Source organism: Sinimarinibacterium thermocellulolyticum (assembly GCF_040327995.1).
GTDB lineage: Bacteria > Pseudomonadota > Gammaproteobacteria > Nevskiales > Nevskiaceae > Solimonas > Solimonas thermocellulolyticum.
On the sequence record NZ_JBEPIJ010000006.1, the window covers coordinates 120,235 to 135,678 of the forward strand.

Below are 15,444 nucleotides of genomic sequence, written 5' to 3' on the forward strand. Positions count from 1 at the left end.
GGCCAGCCTACACCACGAAATTGACCAGTTTGCCCGGCACCACGACCTGCTTTCTGATCGTCTGCCCGGCAATGAAGCGCTGCACGTTGGCGTCGGCCAGCGCCAATGCCAGGATCTCATCCTTGCCCGCCGTCGCCGGCACACGGATGTTGGCGCGCAGCTTGCCGTTGACCTGCACGACGATGGCCAGCTCGTCCTTCTCCAGCGCGGACGCATCCACCGACGGCCAGCGCTGGTCGAGCAGGTCGTCGCGGCCGCGCAGCGCCTGCCAGAGCGCGTGGCAGATATGCGGCACGATGGGCTGCAGCATCAGCGTCACCGCCTCCCAGACTTCCTGCAGCACGGCGCGCGACTGCGCGGCGTCGTCCGGCAGACGTGCGGCTTCGTTGATCAGCTCCATGACCGCGGCGATCGCGGTGTTGAAGGTCTGGCGGCGGCCGTAGTCGTCGCTGACCTTGGCGATGGTCTCGTGCAGCTTGCGCCGCAGCGCCTTGTGCTCGGCGCTCAAGCCGCTCTTGTCGAGCGTCGGCGCCGGACCGGCCGAGACGTGTTGGTAGACGCCGCGCCAGAGCCGACGCAAGAAACGCGAAGCGCCCTCGACACCGTCGTCGCGCCATTCCAGCGAAGCCTCGGGCGGCGCGGCGAACATCGCGAACAGACGCACCGTGTCGGCGCCGTAGGCGTCGATCATCGCCTGCGGGTCGACCCCATTGTTCTTGGACTTGGACATCTTCTCGACGCCGCCGATGACCACCGGCGCGCCGTCGGCCTTGAGCCTGGCGGCGAGCGGCTGGCCCTTGGCGTCGAGTTCGAGCTCCACGTCGGCCGGATTGATCCACTGCTTCTTGCCGTCGACTTCGCGGTAATAGGTTTCTTTGACGACCATGCCCTGCGTCAAAAGCCTGGTGAACGGCTCGTCGCTGGCCACAAGGCCCTCGTCGCGCAGCAGCTTGTGGAAGAAGCGTGCATAGAGCAGGTGCAGGATCGCGTGCTCGATGCCGCCGATGTATTGATCCACCGGCAGCCAGTAGTTCGCGCGAGCATCCAGCATCTGCGTGTCGTTGTCCGGGCAGGCGTAGCGCGCGTAGTACCAGCTCGACTCCATGAAGGTGTCGAAGGTATCGGTCTCGCGCTCGGCCGGGCCGCCGCACTCTGGACAGGTGGTCTTGCGCCATTCGGGGTCGGCCTTGATCGGCGACTGCACCCCGGTGAAGGCCACATCCTCGGGCAGCACCACCGGCAACTGGTCCTCGGGCACCGGCACGGCGTCGCAGCGCGGGCAGTAGATCACCGGAATCGGGCAGCCCCAGTAGCGCTGGCGCGACACGCCCCAGTCGCGCAGCCGGAAGTTCACGCATCGCCGACCGGTGCCGGCGCGCTCGACGCGCGCGGCGATCGCATCGAAGGCCTGGCTGTAATTCAGGCCGTCGAATTCGCCGGAGTTGACGACGCGCATCCGCGGGTGGGTCTTGTCCGCGTACCAGTCCTGCCAGCGCTGCGGATCGAAGACCTCGCCGTCGATCGCGATCACCTGCTTGATCGGCAGGCCGTACTTGCGGGCGAAGGCGAAATCGCGCTCGTCGTGCCCGGGCACCGCCATCACCGCGCCGGTGCCGTAGCCCATCAGCACGAAGTTGGCGACCCACACCGGCACCTTCTCGCCGGAGATCGGGTGCACGGCGCTGATGCCGAGCGGCATGCCCTTTTTCTCCATCGTCTCGATGTCGGCCTCGGCGACGCCGGAACGCGATGCCTCCCGGATGAAGGCGGCCAGTTCGGGGTTGTGTGCCGCCGCTTTGACCGCGAGCGGATGCTCGGCGGCGACGGCGAGGTAGGTCACGCCCATCAGCGTATCCGGGCGCGTGGTGTAGACGGTGAGCGGTTCGCGTTCGCCTTGGATCGCGAACTGCAGCTCCAGGCCCTCCGAGCGGCCGATCCAGTTGCGCTGCATGGTCTTGACCGCCTCCGGCCAACCGTCGAGCGTATCCAGATCGTCGAGCAGCTCCTGCGCGTAGGCGGTGATCTTGAGGAACCACTGCGGGATTTCCCTGCGCTCGACCAGCGCACCGGAACGCCAGCCACGCCCGTCGACCACCTGCTCGTTGGCGAGCACGGTCTGATCCACCGGGTCCCAGTTCACCACCGCGTTCTTGCGGTAGACCAGACCCTTTTTCATCAAGCGCGTGAACAGCAACTGCTCCCAGCGGTAGTAGTTCGGCCGGCAGGTGTCGACGCGCCGCGACCAGTCATAGGCGAAGCCCAAGCGCTTGAGCTGGTTCACCATGTAGTCCATGTTGGCGTAGGTCCACTTGGCCGGCTGCGTGTCGTTGGCGATCGCCGCGTTCTCCGCCGGCAGGCCGAAGGCATCGAAGCCCATGGGCTGTAACACGTTCTTGCCGAGCATGCGCTGATAGCGGCTGATCACGTCGCCGATCGTGTAATTGCGCACGTGCCCCATGTGCAGCTTGCCGCTGGGGTACGGGAACATCGACAGGCAGTAGAACTTCTCGCGCGTCGGGTCCTCGTGGACCTCGAAGGCGCGCGTGCGCGCCCAGAACGACTGCGCCGAGGTCTCGACGTCCGCGGGGGAATACTGCTCTTGCATGGGAGGGATTACGGCGGGAACCAAAAAATGGCGGCCAGTGTACCAGCCCGCCCCCGCCGTCCTTCGCGACGGCGCCGCGAGGGGCAGGGTGCGCGCGACAGATCGACGCCCCTGTGCATAACAGCGTGGACAAGCTGCCCGTGCGTCCCCGAGCAAGCCTGTGCATGGGCGCGGGATTGCCTGTGTCCATCACTATATGTAGCGGCGCGCGCATTGCGAGATCACAACCAGTTGTGTACACCCCCTTGACGCGCCACGCCGACCGGCGCACCCTAACCGTACCCGCCGTCGCCGTCGCGGGGCCGTGGTCCGCGGCGCGGTGCGCGATCCTCATCGGCAGCATCCAGTGCAAGGGGGGAAAAGCCAGACACCCGAGGCACCCTGCATGGCCAGCGCCGCATCGGCCCACGCCGGACCGGTGCGTCTAGGCCCACCGCCACCGCGACGCCGACACCTCAGACCCACCACCGGCCCGGGCCCGCCCCCGGCCGGGAACGTAGAACAGGAGCAACACCGATGCTGAGCTGGGACGATACCCCGCAGACCACCCCCGAACCGATGACTGCCGCCGCGCCGGCGCACAAGCCCATGACCCGGCCGGCGGTGCACCCGGCGGTGATCGAGCAGGCCGCGCACGCCGCCGCGGCCGGCGCCACCGGCCTGGAAAACCTGGAGATGGGCGCCCGCCGCATCCAGGTGGACGACAAGCGCATCATCAACTGCCGCGCCGACCTCAACCAGCTCGTCCCGTTCAAGTACAAGTGGGCTTGGGAGAAGTACCTCGCGGCCTGCAACAACCACTGGATGCCGCAGGAAATCAACATGTCCGCGGACATCGCCCTGTGGCAGGACCCCAATGGTCTGACCGCGGACGAGCGCACCATCATCAAGCGCTCGCTCGGCTTCTTCTCCACCGCCGACTCGCTGGTGGCGAACAACCTGGTGCTGGCCGTCTACCGCCACCTGACCAACCCCGAGTGCCGGCAGTACCTGCTGCGTCAGGCCTTCGAGGAGGCCATCCACACCCACGCCTACCAGTACTGCATCGAGAGCCTGGGCCTGGACGAGGCCGAGGTGTTCAACATGTACCGTGAGATCCCGAGCATCCACGACAAGGCCGCGTGGAGCCTACCGTACACGCAGAGCCTGGCCGATCCGGCTTTCCGCACCGGCACGCCCGAGGCCGACCGGCGGCTGCTGCGCGACTTGATCGCTTTCTACGTCGTCTTCGAGGGCATCTTCTTCTACGTGGGCTTCGTGCAGCTGCTCAGCTTCGGCCGCCGCAACAAGATGGTCGGCACCTCCGAGCAGATCCAGTACATCATGCGCGACGAGTCCATGCACATGAACTTCGGCATCGACGTGATCAACCAGATCAAGCTCGAGAACCCGCACCTTTGGACCGCCGACTTCCAGCGGGAAGTGAGCGCGATGATCCGCGAGGCGACCGAGCTGGAGATCCGCTACGCCCACGACACCATGCCGCGCGGCGTGCTCGGCCTGAATGCCAACATGTTCAACGAGTACATGAAGTTCATCGCCAACCGCCGTTGCGCGCAGATCGGCATCGCCGCGCTCTACCCCGCCGCGGACAATCCGTTCCCGTGGATGAGCGAGATCGTCGACCTGAAGAAGGAGAAGAACTTCTTCGAGACCCGGGTCACGGAATACCAGACCGGCGGCGCCTTGGTCTGGGACTGAGCGGTCGCCCAAGCCCCGCCGGCGCGCACGCCCGACCGCTGGGATCGCGGCCATGCCGTATCCCAGCGCTGACCGCGAACCGCACCCAGTGCGGCGATCGCGCGTCGGCGGGGGTGACACGCACGGCGTGACTCGGCGACACTGCCGGCGCCTCGTCCAGCAAGGGCCGCCCGATGAGCCGTTACGACCATGTCCCTGCGCGCACCGTCCGCTTCTGGGCCGGAGTGGATTCGGCCGTGACGCTGATGCTGGCCTTGCCGCCGCTGGCGCCGAAGTTCATCGAGATGCTGTACTGGGCGAATGGACTGATCGGCGGCACGGCCGAGGCGCCGCCGTTCGAGCCGATCCATCACCTGTTCGTGTATCTGACCGGCACACTGGTCAGCGTGTGGGTGGTCGCGCGGCTGCTGCACCCGGTCGGGCTGTTCGCGGTGATCGACGGTTGGGGACGGCTGTACGTGGCGCTGGTGCTGGCCTGGGTCGTTCTGGCCCGGGACGGCCCGCCGATCCTGTGGTTGTTCGTATTCACCGAGGGCGCCGGCACGATCAGCCAGTTGCGCGCGGCGTATCGGCGCCCGGATGCCAACGGCGCGCGACCCGGTCCCGGATCGACCGTGCACGCCCCCCAGCGCGAGCGCTAAGCCGCCCCCCTTCTGACCTTCAGCGACGATGCAGCTCGAACTCGCCCCGATGCAAGGCCTGGTCGACGACGTGATGCGCGACGTGCTCACGCGCATCGGCGGCATCGAGCTCGACGTGCACTTCGCCGCGACCGCCGCCGGCCGCAGCTCCCCGTCAATGGCTTGAGACGCGCTGCTGCCGTTCGTGCAGGACTATTGGCGAAAGGTGCGCGCCAAGCTCGCGCCGCGTTTCGCGCCGGGGCGCATCAAGCAGTGGCTCAAGGCGCTGTCGCGCAGCTATCCGCAGGCGGAGCAACTGTTCGATGCGCTGCGTCGCGAGCAGGACTGCCGCGTAATCGATCGCATGCTCGGCGTCGATGCCGTGCTCGCCCAGGCCGCCCTCCCCGAGGCCGCCTGAGCAAAAAAAGGCCCGGGGGAGTCACCGGGCCGGCAGTTGCAGCACCGGGATCCGCGCTGCTCAGGGAACACAGCTCGTCAGAAGGCCATCCAGCCGTCGTCGTCGATCGGCAGGTCGAGCTGGTCGGGCCGCGCCCAGCCGACACGACCGGTCGTCAGCGACAGCACCTGCTGACGCCACGACCAGCGGCCATCGTTCGGCCCGATCAGGCGCAGCGCCGAGAGCACCAGCAGCGGCTTGCCGCGCAGCGCCTCGTGGGTCGGGCTCATCTCGGCGTCCGGGCGAAAGCGCAGGCGCACGCCGACCGGCCACTGGCTAGGCGGGCGCGCCGGAATCGCGGCAATCCGGGGCAGGATCGAAGCGGGTAGATCGGGCTGCGGCATCGCAAGACTCGGAGGGCTCGGTGACGGTTTCATTGTCCGCGCGGCTCGTGCGGATGGCTTCGGTGGCGCCCCTTAAACACCGTGTCGGCATTTGCCGACAGCACGCATCGGCATTCGGCCGGCAGCGGTCGGGGCAAGCGATAGAATCGAAGCGGCTCCCTGCGGATTGATGCGGATGGAAGACTGGGTCTATCGCGCACTGGAGAAGTGGCCGAACGTGCCGGCGCTGTTCGGCTGGCTCGGCCTCGACCGGCGCGGGCGCTGGACCATCCGCGGCGAGCTGATCAGCCGCCCGCAGATCATCGACACGATCAACCCCAACTACGCCGCCGACGAGCACGGCCGCTGGTTTTTCCAGAACGGCCCGCAGCGCGGCTACGTGACGCTGGAATCGGCACCGCTGGTGCTGCACAGCGACGGATGCGGCCGGCTGCTGACGCATACCGGGCTCGCCGTCGACACGGCCGAGGCGGCCTGGCTCGACGAGAACGGCGCGCTGTGGCTGCGCACCGCGCACGGCCCCGCGGTGCTCGAAGGTGAGGATCTCTACTGGCTGCTGGAACACCTGCGCGGGCCGCAGACACCGGTCGACGAGGATCTGCTCGCCGAGACCCTCGCGCTGCCCTCGGGCTCACGGACGATGCTGTCGCTGCGCCTGGGGGCAACGACCCTGCCGCTCGGCCGGCTCGACTTCGACGCCGCGCCAAAGGTCCTGGGCTTCGTGCGCGAACCGCAGCCGCGCGACGCCGAGGCCGGGGCTGCCGGCTGAGGAAAGCCCCGCTCCCCCAGGCATCTGAACACACCTACAGTACGTAGGACGACTGCGCAGCCAAGCGCAGCATGCCACAGCATTCTCGGGGGATCACCATGCCAGCCACTTTCCGCCTGCGCCAGCGCGCGTCCGTCTTCTTCGCCTCGATCAGCCTGCTGCTCGCGGCCTGCGGCAGCAGCAACCTTCCCGACGCGGCGCCACCCGCCGTACCCGGTAGCGGTGACGGCGGCATCGCCAAGCAGCGCGCCGAGTGGATCGACGGGCGCCTGTCGGTCGACGTACCGGTGCCGGTCGTGACCTTCGGCCTGAGCGCCGAACAGGCCGCGGCGCTGCAGGCCGAGCTGCAGCCCTACACCGTCGATCATGCCAATGGCGACCTCAACCAGTCGCTGCCACCGGACATCGACGAACTGCAAAGTGACGGCGCGCTGGTGCTGGTGCCGCTGCTCGGCGAGAGCTTCACGCTGCCGGTGCTGCCGACCGCGCTGTACCAGGTGACGCCGGCCCCGGCTGCGCTGGTCGCCGAGTTCGAAGCCGCCCTGGCCGCGGCCCGGCTCAGCGACACGCGCTTTGATGCGATCGCCATGGAGGACTTCCTCGCCGCCGCGCTGCCCCGTCACGGCTTCGCACTGAACCCGGATGCACCGTCGATGGTGATTCTGCATCTGGCGGCCTTCGGCGTCGGCGAGCACGGCTGGAAGGTACAGGGCACGACCGGCTTCATCGAACCGGTGCGCCTGTTCGGCGACCGCAAGCCACTGCTCATTCTCGACCCATCGGCAGTCCCCGACCCCTACGGCAGCGGCGAAGACTTCGCCAATCCGCTGGCCGCCGACGACGCCGCGACCATGGCCAACTTCGTGCGCGAAGCGACCGAGTACCGCATGCTCCAGGGCAGCATCTATCCGGTGTCCACCGCGCCCTGCCATGCGGTCACCGGCATCATGGGCGTGCGCCAGACCAGCATCGCGCAGGCCACGCCGCTGCTGCGACCGGTCGAGGAGGCGCTGGTTGCCGAGCACATCGCCGCGGCGTTCCAGAATCTCACCGGCGGCATCGCCAGCTTCGACCTGAAGATCCTGCAACTGCCGCAGGACGATCCGGTACTCGATGCACTGACCCGTGGCGAGTTCCCCGCCTTCGAGGTACTGCGCGCTTATCTGTCGCTGAACTTCGATCGCTACCATGTCGACCACCCGGGCTGCGAGGAATACCTGTCGATCGTGGTGCAAAGCGATCTGCTCGCAGTGCCCGGCGGCGGCGTGATCGGCATCGGCACCTACGACGACAGCCCGGGTCAGCGCATCAGCATGAGCTGGGTGCATGACATCTTCCGGCTGACCTTCGATCCGGAAAGCCCGGTCGGCGTGTTTGCCGGTGAGGGCAAGGAATTCCTCAACTGGTGGGAATACCTGTTCAGTCACGAGACCGGCCACATCCTCGGCCAGCGCCACCCGCACGACATCACCAGCAACAGCAGCAGCTCGGGCTCCAGCAATTCCTTCAGTAGCATCTGGAGCAGCATGAGCTACCAGCAGGACGGTCGCATGATCGACTTTGGCGCCAACGACCAGGCCAACTGGCGGCGCAACCGCGCCGGCTATGCCCTGCTGCTCGCCGCGCAGGCCGGTCGCGAAGGCAGCGCCGAGTGGCAGCGCGCGATGGACGCCGCCAGCCGGCTCGACTGGACCGGCGTCTGGCGCGCGCTGCAGTAGACCGTCAGCGCAGGTGCGCGGCGATGCGCGCCGCCAGTGCATCGAGGCGCTGGCGGCGCGCAGTCGTCTCGGGCCGCGGGATCATCAGCGTGCCGACGTGCCAGATCAGACGGCCGACGGTGCGCAGGGTGTCCTTGCCGTAGCGCGGGATCACGTGGATGTGCACGTGCGGCACGGTCTGGCTCGCCGCCTTGCCGTCGTTCACCAAAAGATGCTGCGCCCGGCTGCCGTGCGCGGCGCGCTGCGCGCGCGCCACGCGCGTCGCGACGTCCCACAGATGCGCGCGCAGTTCGGCGTCGAGCTCGTCGAGCGTCGCCACCGATTGTCGCGGCACCACGAGCACGTGACCGCGCGTGATCGGATTGATGTCCATGAATGCGACGCAGTGCTCGTCGCGATGCACGAAGCTCGCCGGCAGCCGGCCGTCGATGATGGCGTCGAAGATGGTCATGGCGCCGACCTTTCAGCGCTTGCGCAGCGCTTCCAGCAGCGCTGCGCCGAGCGCGCCCTGTGGTGCGGCCGCGGCCGGTTTCTTCGCGCCGCGCGTGTCGCGGCGTTCCGGCGTGCGCCGGTCGCTGCCAGCGCCCACCCGCCGCGCGCCGCCATCGTCCTTGCGCATCGACAACGCGATGCGCTTGCGAGCCGGATCGACCTCGACGACGCGCACCTTGACGATGTCGCCGGCCTTGACGATCTCGCGTGGGTCCTTGACGAAGCGGTCGGCGAGCTGCGAGACGTGCACGAGGCCGTCCTGGTGCACGCCAATGTCGACGAAGGCACCGAAGGCGGCGACGTTGGTGACCGTGCCTTCAAGCACCATGCCCGGCTTGAGATCGGTGATCTCGTGGACGCCGTCGGCGAAGCGCGCGGTGCGGAACGCCGGGCGCGGATCGCGCCCCGGCTTTTCCAGCTCATCGATGATGTCGCGCACCGTCGGCAGGCCGAAGCGCTCGTCGACGAAGGCGCGCGGATCGAGCGCGCGCAGGGTTTTGCTGTCGCCCATCAGGCTGCGCAGCTCGCGGCCACAGGCCTTGACGATCTTCTGCGCGAGGTCATAAGCCTCCGGATGCACCGACGAGGCGTCGAGCGGCTCGTCACCGTCGCGGATGCGTAGAAACCCCGCGCACTGCTCGAAGGTCTTGGGACCGAGCCGGCTCACCTCCAGCAACTGTTTGCGCGAGCGGAATGCACCGTGCGCGTTACGGTGCGCGACGATGGCCTCGGCGAGCGAGGCGCCGAGCCCGGAGACGCGCGCGAGCAGCGACGCCGATGCGGTGTTCAGATCGACGCCGACGGCGTTGACCGCGTCCTCGACGACGGCGTCCAGCGCCTTGGCCAGCCGGTACGGGTCGACATCGTGCTGGTACTGACCGACGCCGATCGACTTCGGATCGATCTTCACCAGCTCCGCAAGCGGATCCTGCAGCCGCCGCGCAATCGACACCGCGCCGCGCAGCGACACATCCAGATTCGGAAACTCGGCCGATGCGATCTGCGACGCCGAGTACACCGAGGCGCCGGCCTCGCTGACGACGAGTTTGATCGGCCGCGGCTCGGGCAGCAGCGGCAGCAGCTCGGCGACCAGCTTGTCGGTCTCGCGGCTCGCCGTGCCATTGCCGATCGCGATCAGCTCGACGCGGTGCCGGGCGATCAGGCGCGCCAATTCGGCCTGCGCGCCGCGCACATCGTTGCGCGGCTGGAACGGATAGATGGTCGCGGTGTCGAGCAACTTGCCGGTACCGTCGACCACTGCGACCTTGACACCGGTGCGGATGCCGGGATCCAGGCCCATCGTCACGCGCGCGCCGGCCGGTGCGGCGAGCAGCAGGTCCTTGAGATTGCGCGCGAACACCTCGATCGCCTCGGCCTCGGCGCGCTGGCGCAGCTCGCTCATCAGGTCGACGCTGAGCGTCGTGTTGAGTTTGACGCGCCAGGTCCAGCGCGCCGCGTCCATCAGCCAGGCGTCGGCGGCGCCGCCATCGGCGCGCGCGCCGATGACCTCGGCGACCATGCGCTCCACCGGCTTGTACGGCGCCGGGTCGTCGGCGTCGACTTCAAGCTCCAGCATCAGGATCTCCTCGTTGCGACCGCGCATCATCGCCAGCGCGCGATGACCGGCGATCTTGTGCCAGGGCTCGCGATGGTCGAAATAGTCGGCGTACTTGACACCCTCGGCCTCTTTGCCCGGCCACACCCTGGATCGCAGCACCGCGTGCGCGCGCAGATAGGCGCGCAGCCGGCCGAGCAGCTCGGCATTTTCCGCGAGCCGCTCCATCAGAATGTCACGCGCGCCTTCGAGCGCCGCCTTGGCATCGGCGACCTTGTCGTTGATGTATGCGGCGGCAGCCTCGGCCGGCACCAGCGCGCGATCACCCAGCAGTGCATCGAGCAGCGGTTCGAGTCCGTTCTCGCGCGCGATCTCGCCGCGCGTGCGGCGCTTGGGCTTGTATGGCAGGTACAGGTCCTCGACCTCGGCCTTGGTCATGGCCGCGCGCAGCTTGGCCTCGAGCGCGTCGGTCAGCTTGTTCTGGCTGCGGATCGATTCGATCACCGCCGTGCGGCGGTCTTCCAGCTCGCGCAGATAACCCAGGCGCTCTTCGAGCCTGCGCAACTGCGTGTCGTCGAGTCCGCCGGTCGCCTCCTTGCGGTAGCGCGCGATGAACGGCACGGTTGCACCAGCGTCGAGCAGGGCGACGGCGGCCTCGACCTGACGCGGCTGGGCGGCGATCTCGGCGGCGATGGTGCGGGCGATGTGAGCGGCGATCTCGGACATGCGCGATGCGGCGATGGCTGGCGGGAAAGGGGCGGCGACGATAGCCAAGCCATCTTGCGCTGCCAATCTGGCGCGCGACGGAAAAATGTGGCTGGCGACACGGCGCGGACAATTGCATACGATGGGCAAAAGCGCAGGAGAGACCATCATGCGCGCGACCAAGCGCCTGAACCCGCTGGACTGGACCTTTCTCGCCGCGGAGACGCGCGAGTCGATGATGCACGTCGGCGCGCTGATGCCGTTCTCGATGCCGCCCGATGCGCCCGCCGATTGGCTGCGCGGCCTGATGGACGAGGTGCGCGCCGAGGCACGCGCGTTTGCGCCATGGAACCTCAAGCTGCGCCATCCGCAACTGATCGCGCACCCGCGGCAAGCTTGGGTCGAGGACGCGCACTTCGACGTCGAATACCACGTCCGCCGCTCGGCGCTGCCGGCGCCCGGTGACGAGCGCGAGCTGGGAATCCTCGTCTCGCGCCTGCACAGCCACGCGATCGACTTCCACCGGCCGCCGTGGGAGGTGCATTTCATCGAGGGCCTCGAAGGCGGGCGCTTCGCGATGTACTTCAAGGTCCATCATGCCCTGGTCGACGGCTATACCGGCATCCAGCTCTTGTCGCACAGCCTCGCGCACACGCCCGAGGCGCGCGACACGCCGCTGTTCTTCGCGCGCGCGACCGCAGCGCGCACGCCGACGGCTGCTTGGCGCGCGCCCACGCTCGAGGCGCTGCTCGGCGTGCTGCGCGAACAGTTCGGCAGCACGCGCAACGTCATCAAGGCGCTGGCCAAGACGTTGAGTGCGAAGAACGAAGGACTGGTCGCGCCGATGCAGGCGCCGCACTCGATCCTGAACCGGCGCATCGGCCGCAACCGCCGCTTTGCGACGCAGCAGTTCTCGGTCGCGCAGCTCAAGGCCGTGGCCCGGCGCCACGACGGCACGCTCAACGACGTGGTGCTCGCGCTGTGCGCGGGCGCGCTGCGCCGCCTGTTGCGGGAGCTCGGCGCGCTGCCGGCGCGGCCGCTGACGGCCATGCTGCCGGTGAACATTCGCCCCAAGGGCGATCCCGGCGGCGGCAATGCCGTGGGCTCGATCCTCGCGTCACTGGCCACCGACGTGGACGACCCCGGCGAGCGCCTGCGCACCATCATCGCCTCGACGCGCGCGGCCAAGGCGCAGCTCGCGGGCATGACGCGCAGCGCCATCATGCAGTACAGCGCCCTTTTGATGGCGCCGCTGCTGCTCTCGCAGATCCCCGGCGCGGTCGGCCGCGTGCGCCCGGCCTTCAACCTCGTGGTCTCCAACGTCCCCGGACCGACCCGGCCGCTGTACTTCCGCGGCGCGTGCATGCAGGCCTATTACCCGCTGTCGATTCCCTTCCACGGCTATGGCCTGAACGTGACCGTGGTCAGCTACGTGGACCAACTCAACTTCGGCTTCATCGGCTGCCGCGACACGGTCCCGCATCTGCAGCGTCTGGCCGTCTATGCGCGCGCGGCGCTGGAGGAGCTCGAAGCCTCATCCTGAGCGGATGGCGCAGTGCGATCACCCGAACGCACGAGGCGGCGCGGCGCTTGCTGGACGCAACATCGGCGCACGGATCGCCAGCACGGGGCGTGCGCAGCGGATCGCGAGTAGCGGATCGTGCGCAGCGGCCCGTGGGCATCGATCGATCACGGGGGAGCGCGCATGAACGACGGCGAAGCGCCGCGCATGCCCGAGCGGCGGGTGTTGCTCAAGGCCGGCGGCACGGTGTTGATGAGCGCATGGCTGCTCGGCGGCTGCAGCCACTCGCAGGGGGTGGACGATCCGCTGCGCGGGCCCGACCGGCCGACGCCGCACGCGCGCTTTCTGACCGACGCCGAACGGCGCACCCTGCGCGCGCTGGTCGACCGCCTGATCCCGGCCGGCCTCGAACCCGGCGCGGCGGCGGCACACGCCGAAGACGCCATCGACGCCTTGCTCGCCGCCTTTTTGACCGATCCGCCGCTGATCTACGCCGGCGGACCGTACTCGGACCGCGCCGGGGCTGCGCGCAACGACTTGGCGCGCTTCATCCCGCTGGACGAGTACGAAACCCTGGCGTGGCGGCTGGTCATCGAAGGCTCCCAAGGCCGGCCCGAACGCGAGTTCAACGGCCCCGTGATCGGCCTGCAAGCGATCTACCGCGAGGGTCTCGCGCATCTGGATGCGCGCGCGGCCGAGCTCGCCACCGGCGTACTGCCGGCGGCGCTCGGCGAGATCCTGCGCGAACGCCTCGCCGACACACCGCTTTCAGACGTGCTCGATCTGGTGAACGCGCTCACCGGCACCGAGACCTTCGCCGATCTGCCGGCGCTGCTGCGCAACGTGATCGTGTTCGACGACAGCGATGCCAAGGTGCGGGCGCTGGTCGACGTCGCATTTCTCGACACGCTCGACGGCACCTATGGCGCGCCCGAGTACGGCGGCAACCGGGATCTGGTCGGCTGGACCTCGACCGAGTGGCCCGGCGACGTGCAGCCGCGCGGCTGGACCGCTGAGCAGGTGAGCCACCGCGATCCGCCGGGGCCGTTCGACGCCCTGCTGCCACCGCCCTACGGGGGTGGCGACGCCCCCCGAGGCAGTGGCGCGGCCGCACCGCTGGTGATTCCGGCCGGCGAGAGCCTGACCGCGGCGATCCTCGATGCGCAGGGCTCGCTCGCCGCATTGCGCCGCCGCCTGGACGTGGCCGCGCGGGTGCGACCCGAGTGGATCTGGCGCGCGCACCATGGCTGAGGCCATCGTCATCGGCTCCGGCCCGGCCGGCAGCATCGCCGCGCACGAACTCGCGCGCCAGGGCTGGTTCGTCACCGTGCTCGAACGCGGGCGCAACCTGCGCCCCGGCTTCGGCGAGGTCGAAAGCCGCGAGCTGGGCACGCTGTACGCGAACGACGAGATCAAGACCACGCGCCATTTCGGCTTTCCGCACCCCTTGCTCGAACCGATCACTGGCCGCAGCCAGAGCGAGGCTGCCGAAGGCATCGCGCGCAGCGTGCAGGGCACGCACGTCTCGCTCGGCGCCGCGGTCGGCGGCACCTCGCTGCACTACAACGCCAAGTTCCCGCGCTTCTGGCGACAGGACTTCACGCAGTTGTCGGACCTGGGGCCGGTCGAAGGCGCGCAAGTCGCCGACTGGCCCATCACCTACGACGATCTGGCGCCGTTCTACGACGAGGTCGAGCATTACATCGGCGTGCAGGGCGACGTGAACCAGATGCCGGCGCGCACGCTCGAACAGGCGCCGCGCGCGCGCCAGTTCGTGATGCCGCCGAATCCCACCGGTTACGCGGCGCGGCTGCTCGCGCGCGGCGCGATGAACGTCGGCTGGGAACCCTTCCCCTACCCCGCAGCGGTGAACTCGCAGGTCTTCGACGGCCGCCCGGCGTGCAACTCCTGCGGCCTGTGCTCGTCTTTTGGCTGCCCGATCAACGCGCGCGGCGACGCACTGGTGAGCTATCTCAATCCGGCGGTGCGCTCGGGCCGCGTGCGCGTGATCGAGCGCGCGCTGGTGTATCGCATCGACACCACGGCCGACGGCCGCCGCGCCACCGACGTGCGCTATTTCGACCGCGATGGCGTCGCGCGCAGCATCAGCGCCGACAAGGTGCTGATCGCCGCGAGCCCGGTGCAGACCGCGCGCCTGCTGCTGCTGTCGGCAAGCGGCGCGCATCCGCACGGCCTGGGCAATGGCTCGGACCAGGTCGGCCGCAACATGATGTTCCATTACTTCACCATCGGCGGGGCGGTGTTCGCGTACGACGTGCAGCCCTACCGCGCGCAGAGCACGACGGTGGAGGTCGACGACCTGGTCGGCCCGTTCACCGGCCCTTTGGTGCAGGCGCTGGGTGTGCCCTACATCAAGGGCGGCCTGATCCAAGTCGGCGGCTCGGTGCCGCTGCTGCTCGAGGCCTACCAGTACGCCGGCATCGGCATCCCGCCGGGCGCCGCGCACAAAACGCTGATGCAGCTCGGCTTCATCCGCAAGCATCTGGCGGCGATCCAGTTCGTCGGCGAGGATTTGCCGCAGGCGAACAACCGTGTCGATCTCGACCCCGAGGTGCGCGACTGGCGCGGCTTGCCGGTGCCGCGCGTGACCTGGTCGCCGCACGCACACGAACGTGCCGGCGCCGCCTACACCGCGCCGCTGCTGCTGGCGATGCTGCAGGCCACGCCCGGGGCCACCGGCGCCATCGTCTTGCCAGACCCGCTGCTATCGGACCGGCCGACGCTGTCGGCGCATCACGCGGGCACCGCGCGTTTCGGCCTCGATCCGGCCACCAGCGTCTGCGACCGCTGGGGCAAGCTGCACGAATGCGACAACGTGCACGTGGTCGACGGCTCGCTGTTCCCGACCTTCCCCGGCTTCAACCCGACGCTGACGATCTTCGCGAACGCGCTGCGCATCGCGCGCGCGATCGGCACGGGCAAGACCTAAAGACAC

13 protein-coding genes are annotated in these 15,444 nt (G+C 68.8%); 9 read left to right on the plus strand and 4 right to left on the minus strand.

Translation table 11 applies throughout. The features are described 5' to 3' along the window. Positions 1-7: 7 nt before the first annotated feature. Positions 8-2,605, minus strand: a complete 2,598-nt coding sequence (gene leuS / locus ABSH63_RS07285) for a leucine--tRNA ligase (protein ID WP_352888644.1) — start codon at positions 2,603-2,605, stop codon at positions 8-10. 558 nt (positions 2,606-3,163) lie between these two features. Between leuS and ABSH63_RS07290 the strand changes: the two genes are divergently transcribed. From ABSH63_RS07290 to ABSH63_RS07305, 4 genes are all read left to right on the plus strand, one after another. Then, a complete protein-coding gene (locus tag ABSH63_RS07290; protein ID WP_434223258.1) occupies positions 3,164-4,306 on the plus strand; it encodes a ribonucleotide-diphosphate reductase subunit beta in 1,143 nt (380 codons plus the stop codon). A 173-nt stretch (positions 4,307-4,479) separates the two neighbouring features. After that, complete coding sequence (locus tag ABSH63_RS07295) at positions 4,480-4,947, plus strand: hypothetical protein (RefSeq protein ID WP_352888645.1); 468 nt, start codon at positions 4,480-4,482, stop codon at positions 4,945-4,947. Between the two features lie 28 nt (positions 4,948-4,975). Next, positions 4,976-5,113 carry a hypothetical protein gene (locus ABSH63_RS07300; RefSeq protein WP_352888646.1) on the plus strand — a complete coding sequence of 46 codons (138 nt, stop codon included), beginning with the start codon at positions 4,976-4,978 and terminating at the stop codon, positions 5,111-5,113. A gap of 18 nt (positions 5,114-5,131) precedes the next feature. Beyond that, complete coding sequence (locus ABSH63_RS07305) at positions 5,132-5,344, plus strand: hypothetical protein (RefSeq protein ID WP_434223256.1); 213 nt, start codon at positions 5,132-5,134, stop codon at positions 5,342-5,344. A 77-nt stretch (positions 5,345-5,421) separates the two neighbouring features. On the opposite strand, the gene ABSH63_RS07310 is transcribed toward ABSH63_RS07305, so the two are convergent. Next, positions 5,422-5,727 (minus strand): hypothetical protein, encoded by a 306-nt coding sequence (locus ABSH63_RS07310; protein ID WP_352888648.1) that lies wholly within the window; start codon positions 5,725-5,727, stop codon positions 5,422-5,424. Between the two features lie 175 nt (positions 5,728-5,902). On the opposite strand from ABSH63_RS07310, the gene ABSH63_RS07315 reads away from it, so the two are divergent. Both ABSH63_RS07315 and ABSH63_RS07320 read left to right on the plus strand, forming a co-directional pair. Beyond that, on the plus strand, positions 5,903-6,496 hold the full coding sequence (locus ABSH63_RS07315) for a DUF2946 family protein (RefSeq protein WP_352888649.1): 594 nt from the start codon (positions 5,903-5,905) through the stop codon (positions 6,494-6,496). A 98-nt stretch (positions 6,497-6,594) separates the two neighbouring features. Then, the gene (locus ABSH63_RS07320) at positions 6,595-8,214 is read left to right on the plus strand and encodes a hypothetical protein (RefSeq protein ID WP_352888650.1); all 1,620 of its coding nucleotides are present in this window, start codon (positions 6,595-6,597) and stop codon (positions 8,212-8,214) included. A 4-nt stretch (positions 8,215-8,218) separates the two neighbouring features. On the opposite strand, the gene ABSH63_RS07325 is transcribed toward ABSH63_RS07320, so the two are convergent. Together ABSH63_RS07325 and ABSH63_RS07330 are read right to left on the minus strand one after the other, a co-directional pair. Continuing rightward, positions 8,219-8,665 (minus strand): HIT family protein, encoded by a 447-nt coding sequence (locus ABSH63_RS07325; RefSeq protein WP_352888652.1) that lies wholly within the window; start codon positions 8,663-8,665, stop codon positions 8,219-8,221. Between the two features lie 12 nt (positions 8,666-8,677). Beyond that, positions 8,678-10,987: a Tex family protein gene (locus tag ABSH63_RS07330; protein WP_352888654.1), complete on the minus strand. Its 2,310-nt coding sequence runs from the start codon at positions 10,985-10,987 to the stop codon at positions 8,678-8,680. Positions 10,988-11,132: 145 nt separating this feature from the next. Here ABSH63_RS07330 and ABSH63_RS07335 point away from each other — a divergent pair, with 145 nt between their 5' ends. The 3 genes from ABSH63_RS07335 to ABSH63_RS07345 all read left to right on the plus strand — a co-directional run bounded on the left by ABSH63_RS07335 (position 11,133) and on the right by ABSH63_RS07345 (position 15,438). Continuing rightward, positions 11,133-12,509: a WS/DGAT/MGAT family O-acyltransferase gene (locus ABSH63_RS07335; RefSeq protein ID WP_352888744.1), complete on the plus strand. Its 1,377-nt coding sequence runs from the start codon at positions 11,133-11,135 to the stop codon at positions 12,507-12,509. Positions 12,510-12,671: 162 nt separating this feature from the next. Further along, positions 12,672-13,739 (plus strand): gluconate 2-dehydrogenase subunit 3 family protein, encoded by a 1,068-nt coding sequence (locus ABSH63_RS07340; protein WP_352888655.1) that lies wholly within the window; start codon positions 12,672-12,674, stop codon positions 13,737-13,739. Next, positions 13,732-15,438: a GMC family oxidoreductase gene (locus ABSH63_RS07345; RefSeq protein WP_352888656.1), complete on the plus strand. Its 1,707-nt coding sequence runs from the start codon at positions 13,732-13,734 to the stop codon at positions 15,436-15,438. The genes ABSH63_RS07340 and ABSH63_RS07345 overlap by 8 nt, the downstream gene beginning before the upstream one ends. Positions 15,439-15,444: the final 6 nt, after the last annotated feature.

What these genes read in the sequence shown, in the direction of transcription:
- ABSH63_RS07325 (WP_352888652.1), bottom strand. Translation starts at nt 8,665, where the DNA reads ATGACCATCTTCGACGCCATCATCGACGGCCGGCTGCCGGCGAGCTTC.
- ABSH63_RS07320 (WP_352888650.1), top strand. Translation starts at nt 6,595, where the DNA reads ATGCCAGCCACTTTCCGCCTGCGCCAGCGCGCGTCCGTCTTCTTCGCC.
- ABSH63_RS07330 (WP_352888654.1), bottom strand. Translation starts at nt 10,987, where the DNA reads ATGTCCGAGATCGCCGCTCACATCGCCCGCACCATCGCCGCCGAGATC.
- ABSH63_RS07315 (WP_352888649.1), top strand. Translation starts at nt 5,903, where the DNA reads ATGGAAGACTGGGTCTATCGCGCACTGGAGAAGTGGCCGAACGTGCCG.
- leuS (WP_352888644.1), bottom strand. Translation starts at nt 2,605, where the DNA reads ATGCAAGAGCAGTATTCCCCCGCGGACGTCGAGACCTCGGCGCAGTCG.
- ABSH63_RS07310 (WP_352888648.1), bottom strand. Translation starts at nt 5,727, where the DNA reads ATGCCGCAGCCCGATCTACCCGCTTCGATCCTGCCCCGGATTGCCGCG.
- ABSH63_RS07340 (WP_352888655.1), top strand. Translation starts at nt 12,672, where the DNA reads ATGAACGACGGCGAAGCGCCGCGCATGCCCGAGCGGCGGGTGTTGCTC.
- ABSH63_RS07290 (WP_434223258.1), top strand. Translation starts at nt 3,164, where the DNA reads ATGACTGCCGCCGCGCCGGCGCACAAGCCCATGACCCGGCCGGCGGTG.
- ABSH63_RS07300 (WP_352888646.1), top strand. Translation starts at nt 4,976, where the DNA reads ATGCAGCTCGAACTCGCCCCGATGCAAGGCCTGGTCGACGACGTGATG.
- ABSH63_RS07345 (WP_352888656.1), top strand. Translation starts at nt 13,732, where the DNA reads ATGGCTGAGGCCATCGTCATCGGCTCCGGCCCGGCCGGCAGCATCGCC.
- ABSH63_RS07295 (WP_352888645.1), top strand. Translation starts at nt 4,480, where the DNA reads ATGAGCCGTTACGACCATGTCCCTGCGCGCACCGTCCGCTTCTGGGCC.